Here is a 24,182-nt window from a genome sequence, read left to right as displayed (position 1 = left end):
GGTCAATGCATGAAAATCAACTATAAAGTATCTTTGATACTCAAAATTTTCTTATTTCATGATCGTGAAAAATCATCGAAATAGTTTTTATATGCTTTCACTTATTTAAGTCAATGTATTATAAATATGAAGTGTTACAGACATTCCTTATGAACAACCTATAACGTTCCCATAGTATGTATAAATCTTTCAACGCAGATATAGAAAGGCATTTTTCACTTTATGAAAATCTTCTTCATCGAATTACCATAAAAATGAAAAGTCAACAAATACTTCTCTAGAACATGATATTATTTTGGCATTAGATATAAATGTCGACTTAAATATAAATAAAAACATAAATAGTAGTATAATACTATATACAAAATTATTAGCTATAGAGAATAAAATGGCATAATGTGAAGTTTCTTTAAACTATGATTAACTTGATGATAATCTACTCATGAAATATTTGATACTATATTTCATTTGCAGTGCTCCTCTTATTACATCGTCTTTATTTTCACTCCATTTGTTTAGCTTCTCTCTGGAAATTGCTATTTTTGAATAGTCTCCATTGAAGGATTCATCCATTTCTTTTAGGTCTGGTCTATCATTTTTTCTATTGAGCAATACGTACAATGTCATACCCAAAGCGAAAACGTCGAAAGAAGGATTAGCTTTTCCTATTAACGCCTCTGGAGGTGAATATTCTAAGGTTAACTGTCTGACTTTCTCTCCTATTCTAACTGCACTACCCAAATCTCCGAGTTTGAATTCTACATAATCTAATTCTGAGGGGTCTGAAGGAATTTTATTAATGAATATGTTCTGAGGTTTTACGTCCATATGGACGTAACCTTTCGAGTGCATGTAATCTAACGCCTCAGCAATTTGGTGAACTGCTCTAAATATGTTTTTCCTCCATCTAACTGAGTAAAAGAAAGCATCTTCCTTAAGTAGGTCGTAAAGTGAGCCTCTCATCAACTCCATTGCTATCATTGGAGGATTATTTATATATAGTGATTTATTTCCCTTAATTATCTCGTCGATAATGAACTTATCTAAATTATTAATTGCGAAAATTTTTACTATATGCGGATGATTCGAAAGGTTTATCAAGTTCGATGCTTCCTGCAATAAGTTATTAAAGTACTCTTGAGGATTCCCTTGAATTTTTAAAACTTTAATGGCCACTTCTTTTGAAGAATAATTACCCTTAAGTACATAACCTGTTCCTCCTTCGCCTATAATTCCATCTATTTTATAAATTGATAATTTATTGTTTATCCAACATTGAGGGACCGATGAGGAGTTTGGTGGATTTTGAGTGTTTTTAATTTTATTTGTAGTTTGCGTTATTGTAACATCCTCGTAGTAATTTATAATTATACTATCCTCTAATTTAGCGAAACCGCTTTCTTTATTTGGCTTGTAGGTTTTTCCATTACATTTTACTTTTCTAGCTCTCCAAGAGCACTCAAAAGTTAATTCAAGAATATAATCGCCTTGATATTCTATGTTTGGTGTATATTTTATTCCGCATACTTCTAACGTAGGCGCACAATTCTTAGGTAATCCCCTAAAAATGAAAGTTGTCTTCTTCAATTCTGTAGTGTAACCTATTGGCGGTTGATAATATACAGTCTGAGAAGTTTGAAGTTTCGGTCTCTCATTTCCAATTCTCCAAGTAATAAACGAAATGGTTAGGAATATTGGATCTAAAAATGAGATTCTCATGTAATTCTTATCAGTAGCCATAATTACGTTTATTATAATTCCAAGGGAAAGTAACCCTAAACCTTTTTTCTCCTCGTCTTTGATTATTAATATTCCTGAAATTATTGCCACTATAGAAGAAAAAAGAAAGAATGGATTACCGTAAAGGTACCTTGGATGGAAGATCATCCAGTAAATTACTATTACAAAGTAAGTTAATATGTTTAAAACGGTCGAATATTTAATTTTTCTTTTTAAGAACGTTAATACAAAAAGGGAATAAAGAATCGTGTAAACTAACAATGGAATAAGATTATGAAGGTAGTAAATTTGCCACAGATAAACTATTCCCACAAGGACTACGTAATAGAAATAGTTTACTTTCATCATTTATAATTTATGTACGTTGTGGATCGCTTCAGAATTATACAAAAATTTTTAAGTAATTATGCAGAGTATTACCCATGGAAAAGAAGAACACTAGGGATTGGAGCAAGTACGATGAGAACGTGGTAACTAGATACAAGCTAATGTTCCCCTTCTACGTCTTCGAACACTGGTGGGAATTACTCCAGGAAGAGAACAGGTATGCTAAGACCAAGTACAAGGCACCAAAGGAGTTCAACGACTTCCTAGCATTCCTACACTTATTCTTACCTTACAGAGCAATAGAAGGAGTACTAAGCGCACTAGCAGAAATGAAGATAATCCCAACAAGCCTAGATTATTCAACAATATGGGAAAGGGTAAGAAACATGAATATTAATTTCCCTGAAGCGAGTGACGAACTTGAAGTAATAGCTGATGGTACTGGAATAAGCACAACAAGGGGAGGACAATACGTAGTAGTAAAGTGGGGCAAAAGGAGGGATTCAAAATTCCTTAAGATTGAAGTAGTTATGGAGAAGGACGAGTTCAAGATAGTAAGCGCTGAGGTGACGAGTAATGAGGCCGAATCTGCTTCAAATACTGTAAAGGACTTGAAGGAAAAGGGTAAGGAAGTTAAGAGGTTCTATGGCGATAAGGCTTATGATACTAACGAGATTTATAATCTTGGTGTTGATGTTGTTGTTCCTCCTAGGAAAGACGCTTCTACTAGGCGTGGTCATCCTGCTAGGCGTAAGGCTGTGCGCGAGTTCAAGAAGTTGGGTTATGAACGTTGGCGGGATGAGAAGGGTTATGGTAATAGGTGGTTGGTTGAATCCTTGTTCTCAGCGGTTAAGCGTACTTTTGGTGAGTCTGTTAGGGCTACGAGTTTTGCTGGTCAAGTTGTTGAGGCTAAGCTCAAGTTTTGGGCTTATGCTTGGATGATGTACATGGCTAACCTTGTTGTTGGTCGAGCTAAGGGCTTTGAGGTCAAGAAGTAGTATAGTAAATTATTTAGGAGAGATATTATTTTCTATAGAAAACATATTTTTACTGTATCATTCTATTGAAATATATTGAACGAACCCACAAAGCATAATTTATGTGATAGTTTATTAGTTTAACCGAAAATGAATTAATAAAAAGAGATAATGATTAAGCGAGATATGGTTCATAAATTATTTCCAAATTAAATCTCATTACTTTCATTTTATACTTTTTAGTCTGGAAAACAAACCAACTACAAAGTAGTTGATAAATTAATGTTTAAACAAAGTATTGCCATTAAATATAAATAGAAAGAGTAATACTTATTAATATTTGTGTAATACTGTTATTATAATGATTACTTTTGATCATGAGGAACACGTAAAATTCCTTCTTCGTGGTTGCAATAAATACGAGCAACAATATAATAGCATTCGGGACTATGCTTACGGTGGTACCCATGTATACTTTTTTAATTTAGGTAATCTAGTAGGTCCAAGCACTGTCAAACGAATTTTTCTTTGGAAAGGGAACGTATTCAATACGGGTATGTTTCTGCCAATATATGTTTTAACTCAGGATAGGATAATGACTTATAAATATTGGGGACAGCACAAAGATTTTTTCAGAAAATTTTCTAATAAGATAGTTAAATATGACAAGAGTTTAATATGTCATTCTTGTGGTATTTGCGATTACAATAAAAGTCATAACGGAAATGTTTTATCTAATGATAAGTTATTGGATATTTATGGTACATATTGGCTATTTTCTTTGAGTCTACCATTTAACGAGAATAACATATTTCGTGGAAACATTTACATATATGTTGGAGAAAGATACCTAACTATATTCAAAATTTATCATACTTATGCTAGTATAGATACTAATGGTAAATATTTGGATATAAATTTAAATTTTAGAAATATTAATTTAGATAATAACATAGAGAAAAATTTATTGACGTATCTATTAGTTAAGAGGATTATTATAGAGAGAACAGGAGAGGATAAATGTAAGATAAGCAATAATAACTTCCTTATAGAGTATAATAACGAAAAAGGAGGATATTATAATAAATTAGATATAAAATCAAGGATTATCCTAATGATACTTAGAAGTATATATGTAACTAAGTTAGATAATGATGATTTTCTTAAAATATGTAGTTTTCAGGAATTCAAAAATATAATTGAAAAATTCTCTAAATTTATACAAAAGGTAAATAGTTCGCCAATAAAAATGAATATTCACATACAATCTGGGAATGATATAGAAGAGATGTTTTCTTTTAATTATAACGACTTTAAAATAAGGATTTTTGTTGCTGATAATAGAAATAATATAATATTTGTGCATCCGGAACTAACTTCCATTGCTTTTGAGAATGAACAATTATACACTTTGTTAGTCAATAATATTTTAAAAGATGAGATTAAAAGAAGGAAACTTTTGAATCTATTTAGAGATAATACTAAAAATATAGTTAATAAAAAAGAAGAATTAATTAAAATAATTAATGATTATAATATCGAATATAAAACTATAACAGAGATAATTCAAAAGCTAAAAAGAATTTATACTTCAAGATTATTAAATAGGGTATAGATATTATGGCTGTCAAAATACCTACTGAAGATGAAATTAGACTATATCAAGCGATTTTAAAGTATGAGGTTGATAAATTTAAGAAAAATAAAGACTTTGCTACAACTTTTCTTGATGCCAACGAGTTAAATAATATTATATCAAATTTAAATTTAAATAATGGAAATCAATTACTTACAGGATTGATAAATAATAAAATGATTATAAATTTATGTGGTAAATATAGGACAGCCCATATGGCTCTTCTAGCAAAGGCCGCTCATGTAAGAGCTTATAAAAACGATTCGCCTTACGCTTTAGAATATGATATTGAGTTAAAAGAAGAACCATTTCCAGATTTTGAAGCGCATAGTTTTAATGAAATACTTAAAATTATTCAAGATAAATTAGACAGAGATGGAGTATCCAAAAATGATGTTATCCTTATAATGAAAATTATTAAGAGAATATTAAACGAATATGATCCTAAAATAAAAAGTATATCGAGTTATCAATTGTATATAATTGAGCAAATTCTCTCTACTGATTATAAGTATATACCATTAGTAGCTCCTACTGCTAGTGGAAAGACATTAGCATTTACTTTACCTGGGCTTGTATATTTGTTAGAAAGCGTAATTAGAGGAGAAGAACCAATCAATATAGTATTTGTATATCCAAGAAAGGCTTTGGCAAAAGATCAAATCTTTAGACTTCTTAAATATGTTTCTATAATTAACGATGAATTAAAAAAATATAATAAAATGGTTACAATTGCATTAGAAGATGGAGATACACCAAAGGCATATGAAATAAGAAACGGTGATGCGTATAGAGGACTAAAATGTGTAAAATGCGGAGGAGATCTCATATATAATAATAGGATAATAGAATGTAAAAAGTGTGGGCATAAATACGATTACCTTATTGCAACTAGAGAAGATATCCATAAAGAGTACTCAAATATTTTAGTTACTAATTTATGGATACTCTATAGGAGACTTCTCAATAGAGAAACAGTACAGAGTTTTAAAAACATTAGGTACATCGTGTTTGATGAAATTCATGCCTACGACGGTATATATACTCAACACTTGAAATTTATCTTAAGATTACTTGAGTCATTGAAGAATCTTACAAAAAAAGATTATATTGATAAAATAATATTTTCATCTGCAACTATTCCAGATTATAAAAATTTCCTAACTAAAATAGCTTGCTGTGAGAATGAAAATTGCATACCAGAAATTTTATCATTAGAAGATTATTATAAAAATCAGCATTTAGGAAATAAAAAGGAGAGAATAATATTATACGAATTTCTTTTTCCTAACATAGAAAGAGGAGTTGAAACACTAACTGAGGATGTAACTCAGTTGGCATTAACTTGGCTTAAGGAGTACAATCGCAAAGGTATACTATTTGCTGATAGCGTGTCGGGAGTAGATACTCTCTACAAATATTTTTGGAATACGATTCTAGGAGGAAGACAAGGTAGAGAAATAAGGGATCATCTTTGTTACAAAGATCCTAAAAATTTATGTTGTAAAGACGAGTACTATTGGCCTTTCCTAGCAGCCTATAGCAAGATATGTGGAGACGACGACGAACTGAGAAATTTCGCCGAGAATATGAAAAATGGAATAGATGAACATTATTCTCTCTTGTCTCCTGAAAAAAGATCAGAAATAGAAGAAAGCTTCAAGAAAGATAAAACAAAATTACTTCTATTTTCTACATCTACATTGGAGTTAGGTATCGATATAGGAGATGTAGCATTAGTAATTCAACATAAATTGCCATTGTCAAAAGAGAGTTTTATTCAAAGAATAGGAAGAGCGGGAAGGAACGAAAATAGTTACAGAATAGCTACTGGTATATTAACATTACAATCTACACCTTATGCGTCACTATATATCTATAACGACGATCTCAGAAATACATTAACTAACCTAAATTCAAAATTACGTTTCATTACAATTAATTCTATGAATATTGAAATTACACTACAGCATATCTTTTCATACATTCTTTTAAAATGGGCAGTTAATGGTATTAGTACTTGTGTAGGTGATGTAAATAAATATGATGAGTGCAAAGATATAGCTAGGCAATTAATCTCTCAATCTATTAATGCCTTGGCTTCAGAAGATACTACGAAAGAATTGAAGAAGCAACTATGCCTAGACCTTTCGGACGAAGATCTAAAACGGACCTTAAAAGATACTTTAACGCAGCTTAATAATGATATGGAAATTATTATTAACAATGAAAATAATGATATGGAAATTAGTCAGAAAATAGACGAATACATAAATAATACTCTCAATTCAATATCAGAAGCAGCAAATTTTATAGAAGAACAAAATACTGATGAACTCAAGATATTTGATAAGAAAGAAATTATTTATATATTAAATAAAAGCTTTGAAATAGTAAAAGAAATTCAAGATAGCTTATATTCTGGTACAGCTAGTAATAATAGTCTTAAATCTCTTATACAAAACTTAAACATAAAATTGAAAAATCTTGAGAATTTTAATAAAAAATTAGATAACATAAAAATATCCAATTCCTCAAATAATCTGCTAGATATGATCAATGAAAAAGAAAAAAGTGATCTTCTATCAAATATACAAAGTAGCGTTGAAAAAGCCCTTAAGAATACTGGAGATTTAGTTAAAATAATTAATGTTGCATTAGATAAAGGTTATGAGAAGTATTTAAGATTAATAGGATTTATCTCTAGTTTTAATAAAACATTGATTACGCAATCAAACTATGTAGATGTGTTTTCACTTTTAGATAAGATATTTGCAAATTATGTTTTCTTTAGTTTATTAATGCTCCCACCTTCGCCAAATATTAACTTACTTGTAGACGTAGACGAGAGTGATAATGATGAGTGAATTTTCTGGAACTCAAAGAAGTGGAATTCAGTCACTTTATACATTTACGCCATTTAAACAATTATTCGGTAGGAGAAAATATGCAATAATTTTAGTACCTATAACATATTTAAATTCAACACCTAGAAATCTAAATTGGAATAACGGCATAGTAGATAGTTACACGCCTTTTTTCTATGGCAGAGAAAGCTTTAAGGTTATATTACCTTCAACAATTAATGCAACATTATTCAACGAGAACAATAATACCAGCATAAAATACGAGGATATGAATTTGAAAAATAGAAACAAAATTTCTAAGACTGACGTTATATCAATATTTCCTAAATTAATGAATTTTAACTATGATTCTCTGATTCATGGATATTATTGTAAATATGGCTTCATACTCCTTAATGATAAACACCAATGTCCATTAATGAACAAATGTGAGGTATTCGAAGGAAAAAATGCTTGTAAATATTATGATGGACCAGTTTCTTACGAGAGATTATACACTGTTGTTCCACATATCGTAAGATTCGCAGAAGAAGAAGGAGAAATAGGGAAAAAAGGAAAAATAATTTCTTTAATTACCGTTAAAATTGATAACGTTGAGAGAATAATAGGAAAGATAGAGTTTAGCGATATGATAAAATTACATGCTTTTGCCGATGCTTCAATCTTTTACTCAAAGTATGCTGACCTTATGTATAAAGATTTTCTATGGGTAAGCTATAAAGAAGGAATAGGCTTTAGACTTAGAAAATTAAATGGAATAATAATTAAATTCAGTATATGTACTTTACAGGATTATATAAAATATTTACTTGATAATAATTCTAAACTAAGAGCATGGCTTTGCGTTAAAAAGAAAATATACTTCGGTTCTAAAAAAAGGCTTAACGTCAATCTAAATAATAGTAATGCAGGGTTTAATGCCATGAAAAGATTTGAAAAAGAATTTGACGATTTACGTAAAGGAAATCAGCAAAAAAATGATTGTGACAATGAAGATCTCGTGGAATTTGGTAGCTTTGTATTATTACATACTTTGGCTCACATAATCATTAGCAAGATAATAATACCTATTACCCCATCATCTTCTATACTTAATGACATAACATATTTTATAACTCATCCTATTTTGCGTAACTTAATGGGCAATAATAAGCTCGCAAATTTATCAGCAGTATATATTATTGAAAGTGTTTATGGAGGACTAGGATACATTAGGGCTATAGCTAATATGATAGGAAAAAGAGATACAAACTTACTAAATCTTATAAGTGACATATTAACCTTAGACTTTCCAAATCATGAAAAAAGATTCAACAGTTCCTTAAATAACATGAAGAATACCATTTATAATTTCAATGGTAAAATAGATAAAAGTATATTAGATATACTTTATGACGTCTATAATGAATGGAGTTCGCAATATCAATATACTCATCCTTTACACTTAGCTGTAAGAAATTATGTAGGAAAGGTTAAAAGAAAGGAAATTAATAAAGATTCCAATATTAGGCAAACGTTTAAAGACGTAGTATCATCTTTACCGCTATGTTGGGATGGCTGCAATTCTTGTGTAGGTATGGATAAAGGCTGTATGTTTGGTCCTTACGATCAGCCGTTTCTTGTAAGTAGAGAGTTAGTAAGTGAATTCTTGAGCACATATAAGGATTGGATGGGAGAAGCAAACTTCATAATTACTAAAGGCTTATATAACGTATTTATTGATTTAATAAGACTGGCTCAAAAAAACATCAAGATTGTTTCACCTTGGATAGGAAAAGATATAATAGACGATCTCACTAATATTAAAGCCTACAGAGACCTAGATATTACGATAGTGACATTAGACGACGATAAAAATAAAGACGCAATACAATTGGCAGAAAATAACCAAATTAAGGTAATAAAACTTAAGGCCGATTCTCAAGGAATTGTGCATACAAAGATGTTGATAATAGATGACTCTATAACTATGCACGGTTCGGCAAACTTTACTATCAACGGTTTGCAAAAAAACGTAGAATCTGAAGAAGTAAGTATAGACGAGAATACTGTCAAAAAATTATTAGATCAATTCAGTGAAATAATAGATAAAAGCAATTCTACTTAAGGACTTGAAACTAACAAATATTTTTTACCTCCTCTAGGTCCAATTTTCCTTTGTTTTACTATTTCAAAATCATCAACCTTTATCCTTGTCCAATTTTCCTTGACTATTTTAATAACCTTTTCTCTTAGCTTGTCATTATCATAATGAAAGAGAAGATACTTAGAGTTTACTTTAGAAACCTTTATGATGAACGCCTTTAGCGTTTCCATATATTTGTCAAACGTAACTCCTCTATTAGGATTAACAATTATCTCATCACTAATTCTAAATTCGGGTTCATAGCCTAAAACTTCTCGAATTACTTTTTTGAAATTACTTTCCCTTAACCAGGCCCAATAGAAAAAGGATAATTCCATATATTGTATTTCATCAAAATACGGTGGATCAGTGAAAACTATTGACTGATCAGGGTAATTAAAAGCTAATGCGTTACCTATTAAAAGTTTAACATCTACGTTTAATTCATAACCTTTATTTCTCCTAAAATAAGACGAAAAACGTTTAACAGACATTTTAAAAGCATCTTCCGCATTCACTTCTTCATGTTCTTTTGGAACCCAATAAGAAGGTACTCCCCAGCTACCAGAGTTTCTTCTTTTCATTCTTGAAGACGTGAAAAGAGAAGAACAAAATGCAGCATAAAGTGCTATTTTTACCTCAGTTTCACTCTCAACTTTGTCAATACTCTTTAAAATAGAAAATAGCTTCATGAAATTTTCTCTAGAAAAAAACTCTGTAATCCTATCAGCATTTCTTCTTTTCCAAAAAAATTTACCATTAGGATAATAAAGATAATCATTATGAAGAGAAAATACAGATTCTAAATAAACGTTTTCCAAAACTTCTTTACTTTTCTCCTCAAACTCTTTCGGATCAATACTTACTACGTTAACAAAAGTTACTAACCACGCATAAGGATTAATATCTAAATATATAGCCTTATTATCATGTCTTAAGGCTGAAAATACTATTGTACCACCACCCCCAAATGGATCAATAACGGTACCGTGAACATTATTCATTATTTTATCAATGAGCTCTAACGGTTTTCTACCCCAATATCTCATTAACATATGATTATATATGATATCAAATATAAAATCTTAACTATTGTTTATAGTACATAAAAATATTATCTGCTTTAAGTTTTTATGCTAATGGAAACTTTTATACTCAATCATGAAATAAGAAGTACTATTTCAATCCAATTCCTTCATAGTATTATTAGAGTCCTATAATGTCCAATATTTCAAGATATGCATTTAGTCTCTTTATTTCTCCACAGATTGCTCCCTCAGCATGTTCAACGTCATCTATGAAATCTTCAATATATTCCTTAGTAATTCCTCTCTTTAATAGCTCCTTCTCACTAGCCTTTACTTCTCCTGATTTTCCTCTCAAAGCTTCATATGTTATTACCTCGAAATTAGTGGTTTCAACTATACAAGATAGGATTTCGATTACCATGCTGCCATTTAGAATGTTAAAAGAGAGAGAGTTGAGCGAAAATTTATAATTTATTTTGGTAATCTATAGTGTGCTCCCAGTAATACTCAAAGCGGCAACAGACGAAGCCTACAATAATTTAGTGAATGAATATGTTGAAACTTACAACGAGAAGCCTTCTATCAAGCAAGAAAATGCGTGGAAGAAACTATTGGATCTCTTACAGGAATTGAACGTTCCTCATCCAATTATCCTAGAATACCCTATTTTCACAGAAAGAGCAGACATTATTTTTGCAGATAAAGATAAGGCTGTAGTAGTTGAGGCAAAGGGCTGGAGATCAGTAAAGAAATTAGGAGATAACGTAGTAGAGGCAGACGGAGAACTTCACTTGGATCCTTGTTACCAACTCAATAATTATGTATATAAGTTAAACTTTTTCCATTCTTCTAATCTAAAGTTTAAAGGCCTGCTTTTCCTTTACAATACTAGGGATTATTCGTCTGAAGAATGTAAAACGCTTAGAACTATAGAAGAACTAAGGAATGAGCTCAAAAATTTACCTTCTGGCGATCTGAACGACGCAAGAAAAATTGTAGATAGTAAGCTAATGCTTAAACACACTTTCATAGAACTTGTTAAAAAAGTAAAAGAAAAACGATTAAAAGACGTAAGCAAAGTTCTTTTATCTACTGGCTACGGCTTAACGGAAGAACAAATGCGAGTTTTAAAAGACGTTTTAGACTCTCTGGATAAGGGCGAAAGGAAAAACTTTATCATACAAGGTGAAAGCGGTTCTGGGAAAAGTTTGCTCGCAATTACCTTATATTTGGAGGCTTTAAGCCGAGGTTATTTCGCAATCTTAGCCTATAAAAATAACAGACTTATAAGTGCTGTAAGACAAGCTTTGGGTAGCGAACTTTCCTCATTAGTAATGTTTTACTCCACTGGACGTAATATAGGAATAGGAGAAAAAGGGTTTGATGAATGGTTCTCTAAACATATTAAGAGTAAAGAGAGTAAGACTGATATAGACTTAATAGTCTTTGACGAAGCTCAAAGAATGACCGACAATGTAATTAGAAATTCTCCTAAAGGAAAGATAAACGTATATTTTTATGATGATTCTCAAGTTCTTATAGGTAATGAGGCCGGAACTAGGGAAAACTTACTCAAGTATTTGCAAAACGTAAGTGAGTATAAATTATCTTCACCATTTCGTGAGCCTAAACAATATTTGGAATTTGTAAGAAAGATATTACAAGGAGAAAAAGCTAAGTCTGGTGATTTTGACTTTAAGATATTTGATAACATTACTGATATGTTCAATGAGTTAAAGAACGAGAAAAATCATGGAATGAAAACTGCTCTTATATGTTCCTTCACAGAATCTGAGGGTGATAATAACAACAAAACTAGTTGGGAAAGTATAAAGAATATAAGGATAGGTTATCCTTTGCAATCGGGCTTTGACTTATATAAGGGAATGAAATATGAAGGTAATGAAATAAAGGTAAAATGGTTAATGGATGAGAAAACCGAATATCCTAGATATTGGAAAGGAGAACTAGATTCTCTAAAATATTGTTCTTCAGTTTACGGTTCACAAGGTTTTGAGGCGGATTATGTAGGAGTAGTATGGGGAAGAGATTTAATATGGCATAATGGAGAGTGGATTGTTAATTCTGGACCTATAACCGATTACGTGGGAGGGTCGTCTTCACTAAAGAAGTTAGCTAATAATCCTAAGAAAAGAGATAAAGCTCTATTGCTACTTAAGAATAGATATTATATTATGCTGACTAGGGGTATAAGAGGGGTATATGTATTTTTTGAAGATAAAGGAACAGCTAAAGCTGTAAAGGGTTTAGTTCAATAAGGTGTAAGAGGACTAGTAATGATTTTTCCTATATTTACTTTCACATAACTCACTCCAAATTTCAAATAAGTTAAATAGCATGATAGTCAAGAAAATTAGAGGAATGATAATAGTCTTTCCGTCAGAGGATGTAATGAATAAAGTGCTTAAAGACGCTGAGATAAAACCCGAAGAAATCGAGGACGTAAAGAACGATAAGCAATGAGTATTTTTATTCAATTAATTTATTGATAATATCATTTTATTGAATTTATATAGAATTATGATACTTAAAATTTGTAAAATTCCAAGATTTTTTAATAATATATAATAATTATTGCTGTTATCATGTTATAGAAAATATTTTCTATTGCCTATATTCCAAGAGTTTAAGATAAATATTGTATTTTGGGAGTAGTAATAATGATCTCACCTAAGTTATCAGACTTAACATTAAATTAGGCATATTGATATCCTATATTAAAAAAGACTAGAAAAGAGCGTGATATTTTCATAATCAACATTCTTTCCGCATTAGTTTTTATAAATCTTAAACAGTATGATATATCTTATTAAGGTTTCGTTGCAACAGTATTGGGAGGAATAGATTTGCTAATATTATTGCAATAGCAGTATCAATCCTATATATAGATTCATGGTTTCCAAGGTTGATTAGTCATATTATAATGAGACAATAAGTTAAAACTTTTCGATCATCAATAAATAAAGCTTAAAATATATAGAAGTTTCTTATTGCGTATGGCAATAAATAATGGGAGACGGTTAATCGAAAGTGATTCTTTCGCAACTTTAATTCCTGAAATAGATAAACAAGCAGCTAGAGAGAAAGGTCCTGGAAGACCAACTTATTGGGAAATGATTTTTTGGTGGACTAGAAAACCTCTTATTTCAGCCAGAGCTTTCACAGCTGCTGCACTGTTACCTGAAGATTTTCCATTAGACGAATTTAAAAGAATGATTAGACTTCAAAATAACGGTCCAAAGACTGAAATTCCTCATAAACTTCAGCCTATAACTAACGGTAGATTTAAGGGCTTTACGCTTTTAGATCCTTTTGCAGGTTTCGGTTCAATTCCGTTAGAGGCTAAAAGATTAGGAATAGGTAAAGTTATTGCATCAGAACTTTTACCTACTGCCTACGTATTTCTAAAGGCAGTATTGGAATATCCTAAATATGGAAAGAAACTTATAGACGACGTTAAAAAATATGGGGATGAACTCCTTAAGAGCTTAGAAAACTATGTAAAAGAATTGTATGAAGACAATGGGTTTGTGGGGACATGGGAAGTTAAATGCCCCCATTGCGGTAATTACACTCCTTTGATTAACCAGTGGTGGCTAATGGCTATGAAAGGTAATGAAGGAGAAAACGAAGAAGGAGTTAAGTCTGGAAAGTTTAAGAGAATAGTTTTTATGAAGCCAGAAATTAATAGAGGTAACCTTAGGATAAATGTTGTAGACCTAAATAAAGAGTTAAATAGACAAAGTATAACAGCGAAGGTAAGTAAGAATAAAATTATAGTAGATGGAAAAGATTATGACGTACCCGAGGGGAACGTTAGTGCTAAAAGTAGTAATGCCAGATGTTTGTACTGTAATAATGTATTCCCCGGTAAAGGTGATAAATGGTACATAAAAGAAGCAATAAAAGAGTGGAATAAGAATTATGAAAGATTTTTAAATGGAGAAATAAACCTAGAAGACTTACGTAATTCTAAAGCTAGACCTAAACTTCTCATAAAATTTAATGGAGAATCGAAAGACATAACTTTTGAAGAGATTACAGAAGAAGATGAGAAAAAATTCTGGGAATCATTTGCTAGATTAAGGGAAATTGATATAAGCAAAATACCTACAGAGAATGTTGCTTCATACGGTGTTCTCAGATTTACTGCATGGGGTATAGATAAATTCTTTAAATTATTCGATGCTAGGCAGCTAGTGATTTTTAGTAGAATTATTGACGAATTAAACGAATTTAAAGAAAAGATTGGAGGAGATGAGAAATATAAAGAAGCTATAATAACATATTTAACTATAGCATTCTTAAATCATATAAGACATAATTGCTTCTTAACATTAGTTGAACCTAGCAGAAAATTTATTGCTCATGCATTGTCATTTAGAAGATTTGCGTTTACATGGAACTGGGTTGAAATGTCTCCTTTAGCTAACATTATAGGTTCCTTATCTAGAAGTTTGGAACATGTAGAAGAAGGATTAGAATATTTGATACTAACTAATTCTAATTCACAAGTCGAAATTCTTAATTCTGATGTAAATGAATTAAATTTAAGCGATAAAATAGACCTTATAGTTACAGATCCGCCTTATGCAGACGATGTCCCTTACCCTGAAGTAAGTGATTTCTATTATGTATGGTTAAAAAGAGTTTTTCCATTTTCTTATAATACACAATGGGAAGAACTAGTACCAAAAGATATAGGAGTTGACGAAGAGAGAACTAAGACGTTCGATAATAGTGTTGGTACTTATGATTATTTTAGAGATAGACTAGCCAAAGCATTTAACAAGCTTAGCGAATCTTTAAACGATGATGGATTACTCATAACATTCTATAATCATACTTCTCCAGACGCGTGGATTTCTCTACTTTACGCTAGTTGGTATTCTTCAAAGTTTAGAATAACCACTACATATACGGTAACTACGGAAGACGAAACGCGAATAACGGCTCGTAATACTACAATTTCGTTAGATAAGTCGATGGCTATAGTATGGAGGAAAAGAGCAGAGGGACAGAAACTAGTTCAAGAAGTCAGGAAAGAGGCAATTTCAACTGTCTCAGATTGGATATCAACCATGTTAACTAAGGGAAAGCTTAAGCTTTCCTTAGATACTTACATAGAAATTTTAGGAAAAGTTATTAGTGTATTTACAAAATACGAGAAATTAGTAGGATTGGGAGATGAAGGAGTTAATGCTGTAAGTGATCTTATTACTAAGTATATATTTCCTACTACTACGCAGTCAATAATTGAAGGACTATCTAAAGGTGCAGGTGTGTCAATTTCTAATCCTAATTCAACGTACTACGTTTTAGTAAAACTCTTAATTCCGACTCCAAAAAGAGGAGTGAGAAAATTAGATAGAAATTCTCTAACTTACTTGAATATTTCTGGAAATATAGACGTTAAAAGTCTACAAGATAATGGGATTATCAGTTTAGATAAAGATTCTATAGCACTTATTGAGCCAGATCAAGCTGCTAAGGATCAACTTAGTCTCATTTCGGCATTAGAGCAACTTCCAGACGTAAGAAAGGCTATTCAAGGCGACTATAACTTCTCTAACCCAGTTGAAGCATTTCATTATCTCGAATACATCTCATTAAAGAACCCGGATAAGATAAAGGAAGAGGTGGACAAGCTTAAGGAAAGGACACGTTTCGTAGATGAGGCTTTAGCTATTGCTAGAATCTTGACAAAAGTATTAGACGATTCTGATGTAGAAAAGGAACCTTCTAAGCGTTTATCTGGAGAAAAAACAAATATAGAAAAGTGGGTTCAATGAGTAATCTGATTTACGAGAATAAGGTTAGGGAAGACGTATTTAATAGAAGTTTGGACGATCAAGTAGCTCCAGAGCTCAGCGACGTAATAGTTAAAAACGCACCATCAATTTATCTTGATTCCAGAGAATTCTTCTCTTCGACGTACATTACCGATTCGATGAAAAGTTTAGTTAGGGAAATAACGAATGCTTTGACTCAAGGTAAAGGCCTAAGTATGACGTTATATTCTTTATTCGGAGGTGGTAAAACTCATACTGTACTTTTACTATTTCATGCTTTTAATAATCCTACGGTAGCAAGGGAATTCGGTCTTGAAGTCCCTGAAAATATTAAGGTAATAGGTATTGGAGGTAAGGATAGTAGAACTGCACCTTCCCCAGAAGATCCAATAGAGGAAGACGGAATTAAGATAAAAACTTTGTGGGGATACATTGCCAAAAGATTAGGAAAATACGATATCGTAAGGAAATACGACGAAGATCTCATGTCACCGACGAAAGATAAACTAGAGGAATTATTTAAGGGAGAAAGAGTACTAATTCTAGTAGATGAGATAGCTGCTTATTTAGTAAGATTAAAGGGGTTAAGTGGTGGAAATTATTATAATCAATGTCTGATCTTCTTTGAGTATTTAGCCTCTTTGGGATCTAACTTGCCTGTAGTATTATTAGTTACAATTCCTGCAAAAATAGAGGAGAAAAATAAAGAAGATATTACAATGTATTTTGAAAAGGGATATGAAGACGTCATAGAGGCCTTATCTAAGAAGATAGAAAGAGGAGGAAAGATATTCAGAGCACCGATAGAAACTTCGATAGATTTGGCAAATGTACTAATAAAGAGAATATTTAGAGAAATAAACGAAGATGTGAAAAAGAGAGTCGTCGAGGAGTATCAGAAGTATGTTGATCAATTTAAAGATTACCTAGACGTTACTACGGCTCGGGAAGTTGTAAATACTTATCCTTTTCATCCGCTTTACGTGAATTTTTTGAAGAATTTATTGGAAGGGAATACTCACCTTCAAGGTTCTCGTGAAGCTATAAAAATTACTAGATATGTAATAAGGAATCTTTGGGAAAATAAGCCTACAAGAAGCTTAATTTTACCATCGGATATAAGTATAAAAGATTCTCAGATACGGACAATACTATTAAAGGACTTTAAGAGCTACGACGTAGTTGCAGATACTATTATTCAAAGATCTAAAGGTTTAGATGTCATATTTTTATTAGCTAATTATATTTTTATTTCTACGTACTATTATCAATTAGGTTTAGATCCAGGTCAATTAATTTCTGCCTTACCAGATAGTAAGGAGATTATTACTTCTTTACTAGATTCAGAGTATCTAAGTTCTTCTAGAAAACTCCCTGGAGATATAAAAGAATCTTTAGATAATATAACTAGTAATTCAAAGAACGTCGACATGATTATACCTTATCTTATAACAGATAAAGGAAAATATTGGGTTACGTGGTTTTTGGATCCAAAAACAATATGTGAAAAAGACGCTAGTAAAGTGTCAGAATTTGATGCTGACACAAAACTTGATTCTATGATGCTCAGTTTGGCTGAAATTCCCCTTGATGTTATTCAAAAGAAAGGTAAAAAGGCTATTAGCGGTATGTTGTTGAAATTATACAGAAGTGTAATAAGGAATACAGATGAACCAATTGATATAGACGAACCCTCATATTATCTTGTAATAATTAGCAGGCCAATATGTGAAGATTGTAAAACTTCTGACGGCGCATTGAAAAAAGCCGAGGAAATAACTAGAAAATTGATATATTATACTTCTTCTGGTAAATCTGAAAAACCAAGAAGGTATGCTAATACTCTTACTTTGCTATTTCCATTGATTGGTAACAATAGAGATAAAATGCGTGATTATGTGAAGAGATATATTTCTTGTTCCAATATTGACGTTACTCCCTATTATAGGGATCAAGTTAGTAAAGACTATGCTCAAAAGATTTTGAACGATTATGTAATTAGTTTAGAGAGCGCGATATACAACCAGATATTCCAGTATTTCGATAGGGTAGCTTATCCTACTGGAAATAACGATGTTAGAATAGTTGAGTTAAAGAGTAGTGGTAAAACTCTTTTACAACAAGCCGAGGATACGTTATTGGATGAAGATAAGATAGTGCGTGAAGATAATTTTGACTTTGAGACTTTGAAGGCTTACTTGGAGGCGACAAATGTTACAATAGTCGATAGGATGTCGTCTATAAAGGATATAAAGGAGATGTTTTACGCTAATCCGTCATTACCATTTATAACCGAAACAACATTTTACAATGCTATACGCAATGGCGTCGAAAAACTGGAAATTGGAATTATGAATGGAGGTAAAGTGTATTATAAGAAGTACGAAGGTTCTGGGGAAATTATTGTAAATGATTCTTCAATAATTTTACCTGCAAAGGACGCTGCTGAAAAGGAAATTGATAATTTAATATCTCAAGAGAAAATTATCGAGAGCGAGAATAAAATTATAAAAAGGTATTATATTTTAGAGCTTCCAGGCGGTATAAAGATACCTTTACGTGAGCTTAGGAATGATGTGGATTGGCTAGAGAAATTTAAATCTGGAGAGATTAAGCTAGTTGAAGATACTGTAGAAGCTGGGATAGATCTTAGCGCCGAACCTAGCGAGATAGAAGGTACACAGGGCGAGACTAAAGAAGTTAAAATAATTGTAAAGAAAATAGGTAAATTTGATTCTAAGGTATCTTTATCATCAAGTTTAGGAGATCTTAATGTAAAAGAGGAATATCCAGATTTTCAATCTACTCTTAAGATTACTGTAAATCAGGATTCTATAGTTAATATAACTGCTAAGTATGATGATAAGGAGAAAAGAATTAGTATACCTATAAGAATATTACAAAATGAGTGTGAAAAATTTGTTGATCAAATATCTTTAGATTCTCATATATCTGAGATTAATATAATAAATACGGAAGATCTGAAAAACACACTTAGTAAAATTAACTTCTCTATAATTGGTAAAAAATTATTAGAGGGTGAAGTTAACATAGAAGATTCCAGCAAGAAAATTAGTTTGATAATGAAGCCTATGGGATCAAATATTAACGATTTCATTAGCTTCCTAACTCCTCAGCTAAGCCTGGTAGGTCTAAAGCCTAAAATTACGGGTTCTCTAGTAATAAGGGTTGTTGAGTTTAAGGAAATAAATAAAGACGGAATAAAGAATATTAACGAACTTATTAATAAAAACTTTATAAAAGTAAAGGTTAAGGTGTGCTAATGGAGTACTTCATAAGGGAAGGTAATTCCAACACTTTTTATTACATACTAAGGGGTAATGTTACTTCAAAAGTTTTCAAGACATCCGTGACTTTAAGTGAGATGTATGACATAATTCTAAAGAACACAAATATGGAATTTAAAAGAACTAAGAAAACGCTAAGAACTGAGAATGAAAGATTATTTAAAATTTTGGTTGTTTATGGAGGCGTTAGGCAGTCAATGAGAAAGATTTACGCCACAAGAATTAATGAATTAGGCAAGACATTAATAAATATGGACGAATTTAGTTTACAATTTTGGTATACGGAATCTTTAAGTAAATTCTCAATTAGAAATAATGTAGTAGACACTTTTAAGGTTAGCAAGGCTTTCCGTGATCTTTATGAGTGAATTTATATTAAATTATTTGAATATATTAAAGGATTCTCACCCTATGTTTAGATATTCCCTATTAACTGGGGGAGATTATGAGCCTTATGTGCACCAGGCAGAAATATTTTATAGAACACTTTCTAGAGATCCAGTAAGATTTTTAGTAGCTGATGATGTAGGTTTAGGAAAAACTATTGAAGGGATAATGATAATAGATCAGTTGGTTAAAAACAGGGGAGTTAAGAAGATTCTGTTAATTGTGCCTAAAGTTCTAGTTGACCAATGGTTATATGAATTGAGGAGATTTACAAAAGAATGGAAGCTCTCACCAATTGATTATAGGAATAACAGGAGTTTATCATTTGAGGATGGGATTTACATAGTTAGCGTAGACACCTTAAAAAGGACAAATCATATGAACAAATTCCTATCAGCGTCATGGGATTTAATAATGGTTGATGAGATCCATAAAATAGGGATAATAGGTAATAAGGAAAATCAAAGGTATACTGCTTTGGCTTCGTTAGTAAGTAAGAATCCTAATTCTCATTTCATAGGCCTATCGGCTACTCCTCATAAGGGTAACGATAACGATTACATAAAAAGATTAGTTCTTATAGATCCCTATATGAGGGACGTAGATGATCAAATATTAAGGAGTACAGTAAGAGCAATAATATTAAAAAGAAATAAGGACAACGTGAATAAAGTTTATGAGAAGGAAGATATATTTCCTAAAGCGTATTTTGTACAATATTTGGCTGAACCTACAGAAGATGAGAAGAAATACTATACCCTTATACGAGAACTTTCTTTGTCTATTATTAAAGAATATTATAACAACGTAGGAAAACAGCCTAAAGCACTTCAACTTCTAGCATTTAATATAGGCAGACGCTCATTATCAAGTCCTTTGGCAGGTTTGATTACGTTTGAACATATTATTGAAAATAGAAGAACAAAGCTTAATGAGGAGGAAATCATTGATGAGGCAGAGGAATACGCTGAAGAAGAAGATGTGGGAGAGAGTATAGAACCAGATGATATAGCAAACAAATTAGCGGAAATTAACGAACCTTATCTGTCAAGATTTAAGGACTTCATTCCTAATTTAATTGACTCTGCTAAGAAAGTCATGGAGGACGATACTAGAATAAAAGCACTCATAAACCTAGTAAATACACATTTAAGCAAAGGAGACAAGATAATAGTGTTTACTGAATATAAAGATACTGCTAATTATATTAATAGGAAACTCAAGGAAAGCCTCAATTTAACCGATAATGAAATTAAGATTGCCTCTAGCGATACTGTAAATCAAGAAGGAATAGATAATATTAAAAAATGGCTAGAGGGGAAGGGAAAGAAAATATTAGTTGCTACAGATGTTGCGTCAGAAGGATTAAATTTACAAACTGCTAACGTTATAATACATTATGAGATTCCATTAAGTATAGTAAGATTCGAGCAAAGAAATGGAAGAGTTTGGAGACTTAAGCAAACAAAGCCTGTATATGTTTATTATATATCATTGAAAATAGATTTGGAGCAAGCCCTACTTGAGAATTATTATAATAAATTATTATCAATAACTAAAGGTACTGGATCTAACGATAAGGTAGTGGATGCAGTAATTTATCAAGGAGTTACTGTGAATAGAGTATTTGATTTAAGTGAAGATAAGGAAACTATACCTGTATACGCAGTATATAATGATCCTAAAAATGAAAAGGAACAAATAACGCCAATTAAAGTGTGGGAAGCAGCATTGCAAGGAAACATGGATGAACTAGTAAATTCTCTATTAAAAAGAATAAAAATATTGAAAGAAACTATGAAAAAATTTGCGTTATTTGAAAGGATGCAAGGAGCTGTAATAAATGAGATAAATTCTGTTAGAGAAATATCTGGATTTGAAAATAGGAAGAATCTAAATAGATCAATAAAATCATTTTTAGAACAATTCATTAACTATTATAAAGGAAGTTTTTCTAATAATCAAATAGTTATGCCTAGTAAACAATTTATTGACCAATACGATGATAATAGGGTTGGTAAGAACATTTATTTGCTGTATTCTCTAATTTCTAGGTTTTCTAAGTATAATAAAAAATACGTAATTTGTGATAGTTTAGATTATAATATATACATTTTAGATACTAACGTAGAAACAAAATCAAAAAGGGGTCTAATTCATATTCCTATAATTATAGATTCTAAAGGTAATATAATTAAAGAAAGTGAATTTATTGAGAATATTCTTCCTCAACTACTTTTCTGTAATAAAGTATATCCTAGTGAAGTAGTTGTAAATGATAATTCTTGGATATATAAGGTGATTAACTACGTTCAAGAGAAACTCTACTATCTTGAACAACAATTTGTTTCTTACAGACAACGCAGGGGTAGAGATAATTGGATTCCTAGCAGTAGGGAAGATCTAAAGGTAAATGTTAGTATTCCAAACGCAGTAATAATAGGAGTTAAAGGGCATAGCGAAGACGTAAATAATGAAACAATAAAGGCTTTAGAATCTCAAGGTTGGAAAATCACTCTAGGAGATAAGATAAGGGCTGAAGGTAAGGGAGAAGTTAGATATATAAAAATAGTGAGTCCATTGGATATGTTAAGAAATTCAAAAGAAGACTCCTGGAATTATACGTACGTTAATGGCGTATTAGTAGGTGTTAAAAGTGGAATTTAATTATAATAATACTAAAATTAATGTAAAGCAAGGATTTAATGAAATAGGTGGAAATTTTATAATTATAGAAAATAAAGATAATAAGGTTGTCTTTGATCAAGGAATAAGATTTTCAAGGTTCAAGAAATTTTACAACGTTAATATACAGCCTTCTAATGCTTTAGAATTGAGAAAACTAGGAATTATACCACAGTCCGATGAGTTCAATAAGATTTTCATCTCCCATTTGCATCTAGATCATTTAGGAGTACTTCACTTATTAAATGTAGGAACTTCCCTATATGTTCCAGACAAGGATATTTTCAACGTATTTATAGAACCATATAAAGAATCAAGTAATTGGACTGCTTACGTTTCCCCGCCGATTGGAGTTAATGTTATGGATATAAGAGATAACGGAAATGAAGTATTACCATTATCTGTAGAACATAGTGCATATCCTGCATATTCGTTATATTATAATAATGGTGATACTAGAATACTATATTCAGGAGATTTTAGACTTTCGTCTCCATTAAGGTTCTTAGACTCAGATCTTCATAATAGAATTCACGATAAAACTCTCCTAGAAGAATACGGAGAAAAAGGATTAGATACCGACGTACTATTAGTAGAGGGGACAAATTTTTCTTCAGCAACGTCTCCTATGCAACCTCATTACTTCATTGAGCAAATTAACAATATTTTTGATAGCCATAATAACTCACTTATCATGATTTCAGTTGATCCTATAGATCTAGAAGGTTTAGCGTCTCTTCTCCTCATTACAAAAATGAAAGGTAAAATTCCAGTATTTTCGGGTCGTAGACTAATAGAAATGACTAACCTCTGGAATTCTAAATTTCAATTAGTAGATACGGCATACCAATTTGAGGATAAAAGCATAGAGTTTAATATAATAGATGAAGAGGAGATATTAAATTCTCCTCAAGACTATGTTATATTTACCGTTAAAGGTAATTTGATAAACTTCGGAAGAAGATTAAGTGATGCAAGTAAAGGATCAGTAATTATATCCATATCTACTGAAAGTAAAGCAGAAAGTGGCGAAGACGAGAATGTAGAAGATAATTGGTATAGAGCACTAGGATTTATAATTTATAGGCTTAGAATGTCTGGTCATTATTATCCTTATGAATTAAAGAATATACTTGAAACCATTAAACCTAAGAAAATAATTCCTATACACACTGAAGCTACAAGCGTTATGTGTGAATACGTTAAAAAACTTGGTTATAGTTGTGCTAGTCCATCCTATAATAGTGAATAATTATTATCGTTATACTATGAGCATTTAATATAACTCT

14 protein-coding genes are annotated in these 24,182 nt (G+C 31.2%); 11 read left to right on the top strand and 3 right to left on the bottom strand.

The window, feature by feature from the left end:
- Nucleotides 1-420: 420 nt before the first annotated feature.
- Nucleotides 421-1,887: a serine/threonine-protein kinase gene (locus tag DFR85_RS29190; RefSeq protein WP_162582835.1), complete on the bottom strand. Its 1,467-nt coding sequence runs from the start codon at nucleotides 1,885-1,887 to the stop codon at nucleotides 421-423.
- Between the two features lie 275 nt (nucleotides 1,888-2,162).
- Here DFR85_RS29190 and DFR85_RS29185 point away from each other — a divergent pair, with 275 nt between their 5' ends.
- The 4 genes from DFR85_RS29185 (at nucleotide 2,163) to DFR85_RS29170 (ending at nucleotide 9,654) form a co-directional block, all read left to right on the top strand.
- The gene (locus DFR85_RS29185; protein WP_110271309.1) at nucleotides 2,163-3,065 is read left to right on the top strand and encodes an IS5 family transposase; all 903 of its coding nucleotides are present in this window, start codon (nucleotides 2,163-2,165) and stop codon (nucleotides 3,063-3,065) included.
- Between the two features lie 574 nt (nucleotides 3,066-3,639).
- Nucleotides 3,640-4,659, top strand: a complete 1,020-nt coding sequence (locus DFR85_RS29180; RefSeq protein WP_246252904.1) for a hypothetical protein — start codon at nucleotides 3,640-3,642, stop codon at nucleotides 4,657-4,659.
- A gap of 5 nt (nucleotides 4,660-4,664) precedes the next feature.
- Nucleotides 4,665-7,547 carry a DEAD/DEAH box helicase gene (locus DFR85_RS29175; RefSeq protein ID WP_110271307.1) on the top strand — a complete coding sequence of 961 codons (2,883 nt, stop codon included), beginning with the start codon at nucleotides 4,665-4,667 and terminating at the stop codon, nucleotides 7,545-7,547.
- On the top strand, nucleotides 7,537-9,654 hold the full coding sequence (locus DFR85_RS29170; protein ID WP_246252903.1) for a phospholipase D-like domain-containing protein: 2,118 nt from the start codon (nucleotides 7,537-7,539) through the stop codon (nucleotides 9,652-9,654). The genes DFR85_RS29175 and DFR85_RS29170 overlap by 11 nt, the downstream gene beginning before the upstream one ends.
- Here DFR85_RS29170 and DFR85_RS29165 read toward each other — a convergent pair.
- Entirely contained in the window at nucleotides 9,651-10,727 is a 1,077-nt protein-coding gene (locus DFR85_RS29165) for a DNA adenine methylase (protein ID WP_110271305.1), read from the bottom strand. The two genes, DFR85_RS29170 and DFR85_RS29165, sit on opposite strands and share 4 nt — an antisense overlap.
- 151 nt (nucleotides 10,728-10,878) lie before the next feature.
- On the bottom strand, nucleotides 10,879-11,121 hold the full coding sequence (locus DFR85_RS29160) for a hypothetical protein (protein ID WP_110271304.1): 243 nt from the start codon (nucleotides 11,119-11,121) through the stop codon (nucleotides 10,879-10,881).
- 70 nt (nucleotides 11,122-11,191) lie between these two features.
- Here DFR85_RS29160 and DFR85_RS29155 point away from each other — a divergent pair, with 70 nt between their 5' ends.
- From DFR85_RS29155 to DFR85_RS29130, 7 genes are all read left to right on the top strand, one after another.
- Nucleotides 11,192-12,979, top strand: a complete 1,788-nt coding sequence (locus tag DFR85_RS29155) for a DNA/RNA helicase domain-containing protein (RefSeq protein ID WP_110271918.1) — start codon at nucleotides 11,192-11,194, stop codon at nucleotides 12,977-12,979.
- A gap of 79 nt (nucleotides 12,980-13,058) precedes the next feature.
- The gene (locus DFR85_RS32160; protein ID WP_281351039.1) at nucleotides 13,059-13,184 is read left to right on the top strand and encodes a hypothetical protein; all 126 of its coding nucleotides are present in this window, start codon (nucleotides 13,059-13,061) and stop codon (nucleotides 13,182-13,184) included.
- Nucleotides 13,185-13,717: 533 nt separating this feature from the next.
- Nucleotides 13,718-16,513: a DUF1156 domain-containing protein gene (locus DFR85_RS29150; protein WP_110271303.1), complete on the top strand. Its 2,796-nt coding sequence runs from the start codon at nucleotides 13,718-13,720 to the stop codon at nucleotides 16,511-16,513.
- A complete protein-coding gene (locus DFR85_RS29145; RefSeq protein ID WP_110271302.1) occupies nucleotides 16,510-19,797 on the top strand; it encodes a DUF499 family protein in 3,288 nt (1,095 codons plus the stop codon). Before DFR85_RS29150 ends, DFR85_RS29145 begins: the two co-directional genes overlap by 4 nt.
- The gene (locus DFR85_RS29140) at nucleotides 19,797-20,189 is read left to right on the top strand and encodes a hypothetical protein (RefSeq protein ID WP_110271301.1); all 393 of its coding nucleotides are present in this window, start codon (nucleotides 19,797-19,799) and stop codon (nucleotides 20,187-20,189) included. The genes DFR85_RS29145 and DFR85_RS29140 overlap by 1 nt, the downstream gene beginning before the upstream one ends.
- Nucleotides 20,182-22,875: a DEAD/DEAH box helicase gene (locus DFR85_RS29135; protein ID WP_110271300.1), complete on the top strand. Its 2,694-nt coding sequence runs from the start codon at nucleotides 20,182-20,184 to the stop codon at nucleotides 22,873-22,875. The genes DFR85_RS29140 and DFR85_RS29135 overlap by 8 nt, the downstream gene beginning before the upstream one ends.
- Nucleotides 22,865-24,145, top strand: a complete 1,281-nt coding sequence (locus tag DFR85_RS29130; protein ID WP_110271299.1) for an MBL fold metallo-hydrolase RNA specificity domain-containing protein — start codon at nucleotides 22,865-22,867, stop codon at nucleotides 24,143-24,145. Before DFR85_RS29135 ends, DFR85_RS29130 begins: the two co-directional genes overlap by 11 nt.
- Nucleotides 24,146-24,182 lie beyond the last annotated feature (37 nt).

This window comes from Acidianus brierleyi, assembly GCF_003201835.2.
GTDB lineage: Archaea > Thermoproteota > Thermoprotei_A > Sulfolobales > Sulfolobaceae > Aramenus > Aramenus brierleyi.
Note: the sequence above shows the minus strand (reverse complement) of the source record. Positions and strands in the feature narration are given on the sequence as shown.

Excerpts from the sequence above, each read along its gene's own strand:
- DFR85_RS29190 (WP_162582835.1), bottom strand. The coding sequence starts at position 1,887 with ATGATCTTCCATCCAAGGTACCTTTACGGTAATCCATTCTTTCTTTTT.
- DFR85_RS29185 (WP_110271309.1), top strand. The coding sequence starts at position 2,163 with ATGGAAAAGAAGAACACTAGGGATTGGAGCAAGTACGATGAGAACGTG.
- DFR85_RS29180 (WP_246252904.1), top strand. The coding sequence starts at position 3,640 with ATGACTTATAAATATTGGGGACAGCACAAAGATTTTTTCAGAAAATTT.
- DFR85_RS29175 (WP_110271307.1), top strand. The coding sequence starts at position 4,665 with ATGGCTGTCAAAATACCTACTGAAGATGAAATTAGACTATATCAAGCG.
- DFR85_RS29170 (WP_246252903.1), top strand. The coding sequence starts at position 7,537 with ATGATGAGTGAATTTTCTGGAACTCAAAGAAGTGGAATTCAGTCACTT.
- DFR85_RS29165 (WP_110271305.1), bottom strand. The coding sequence starts at position 10,727 with ATGTTAATGAGATATTGGGGTAGAAAACCGTTAGAGCTCATTGATAAA.
- DFR85_RS29160 (WP_110271304.1), bottom strand. The coding sequence starts at position 11,121 with ATGGTAATCGAAATCCTATCTTGTATAGTTGAAACCACTAATTTCGAG.
- DFR85_RS32160 (WP_281351039.1), top strand. The coding sequence starts at position 13,059 with ATGATAGTCAAGAAAATTAGAGGAATGATAATAGTCTTTCCGTCAGAG.
- DFR85_RS29150 (WP_110271303.1), top strand. The coding sequence starts at position 13,718 with ATGGCAATAAATAATGGGAGACGGTTAATCGAAAGTGATTCTTTCGCA.
- DFR85_RS29145 (WP_110271302.1), top strand. The coding sequence starts at position 16,510 with ATGAGTAATCTGATTTACGAGAATAAGGTTAGGGAAGACGTATTTAAT.
- DFR85_RS29140 (WP_110271301.1), top strand. The coding sequence starts at position 19,797 with ATGGAGTACTTCATAAGGGAAGGTAATTCCAACACTTTTTATTACATA.
- DFR85_RS29135 (WP_110271300.1), top strand. The coding sequence starts at position 20,182 with ATGAGTGAATTTATATTAAATTATTTGAATATATTAAAGGATTCTCAC.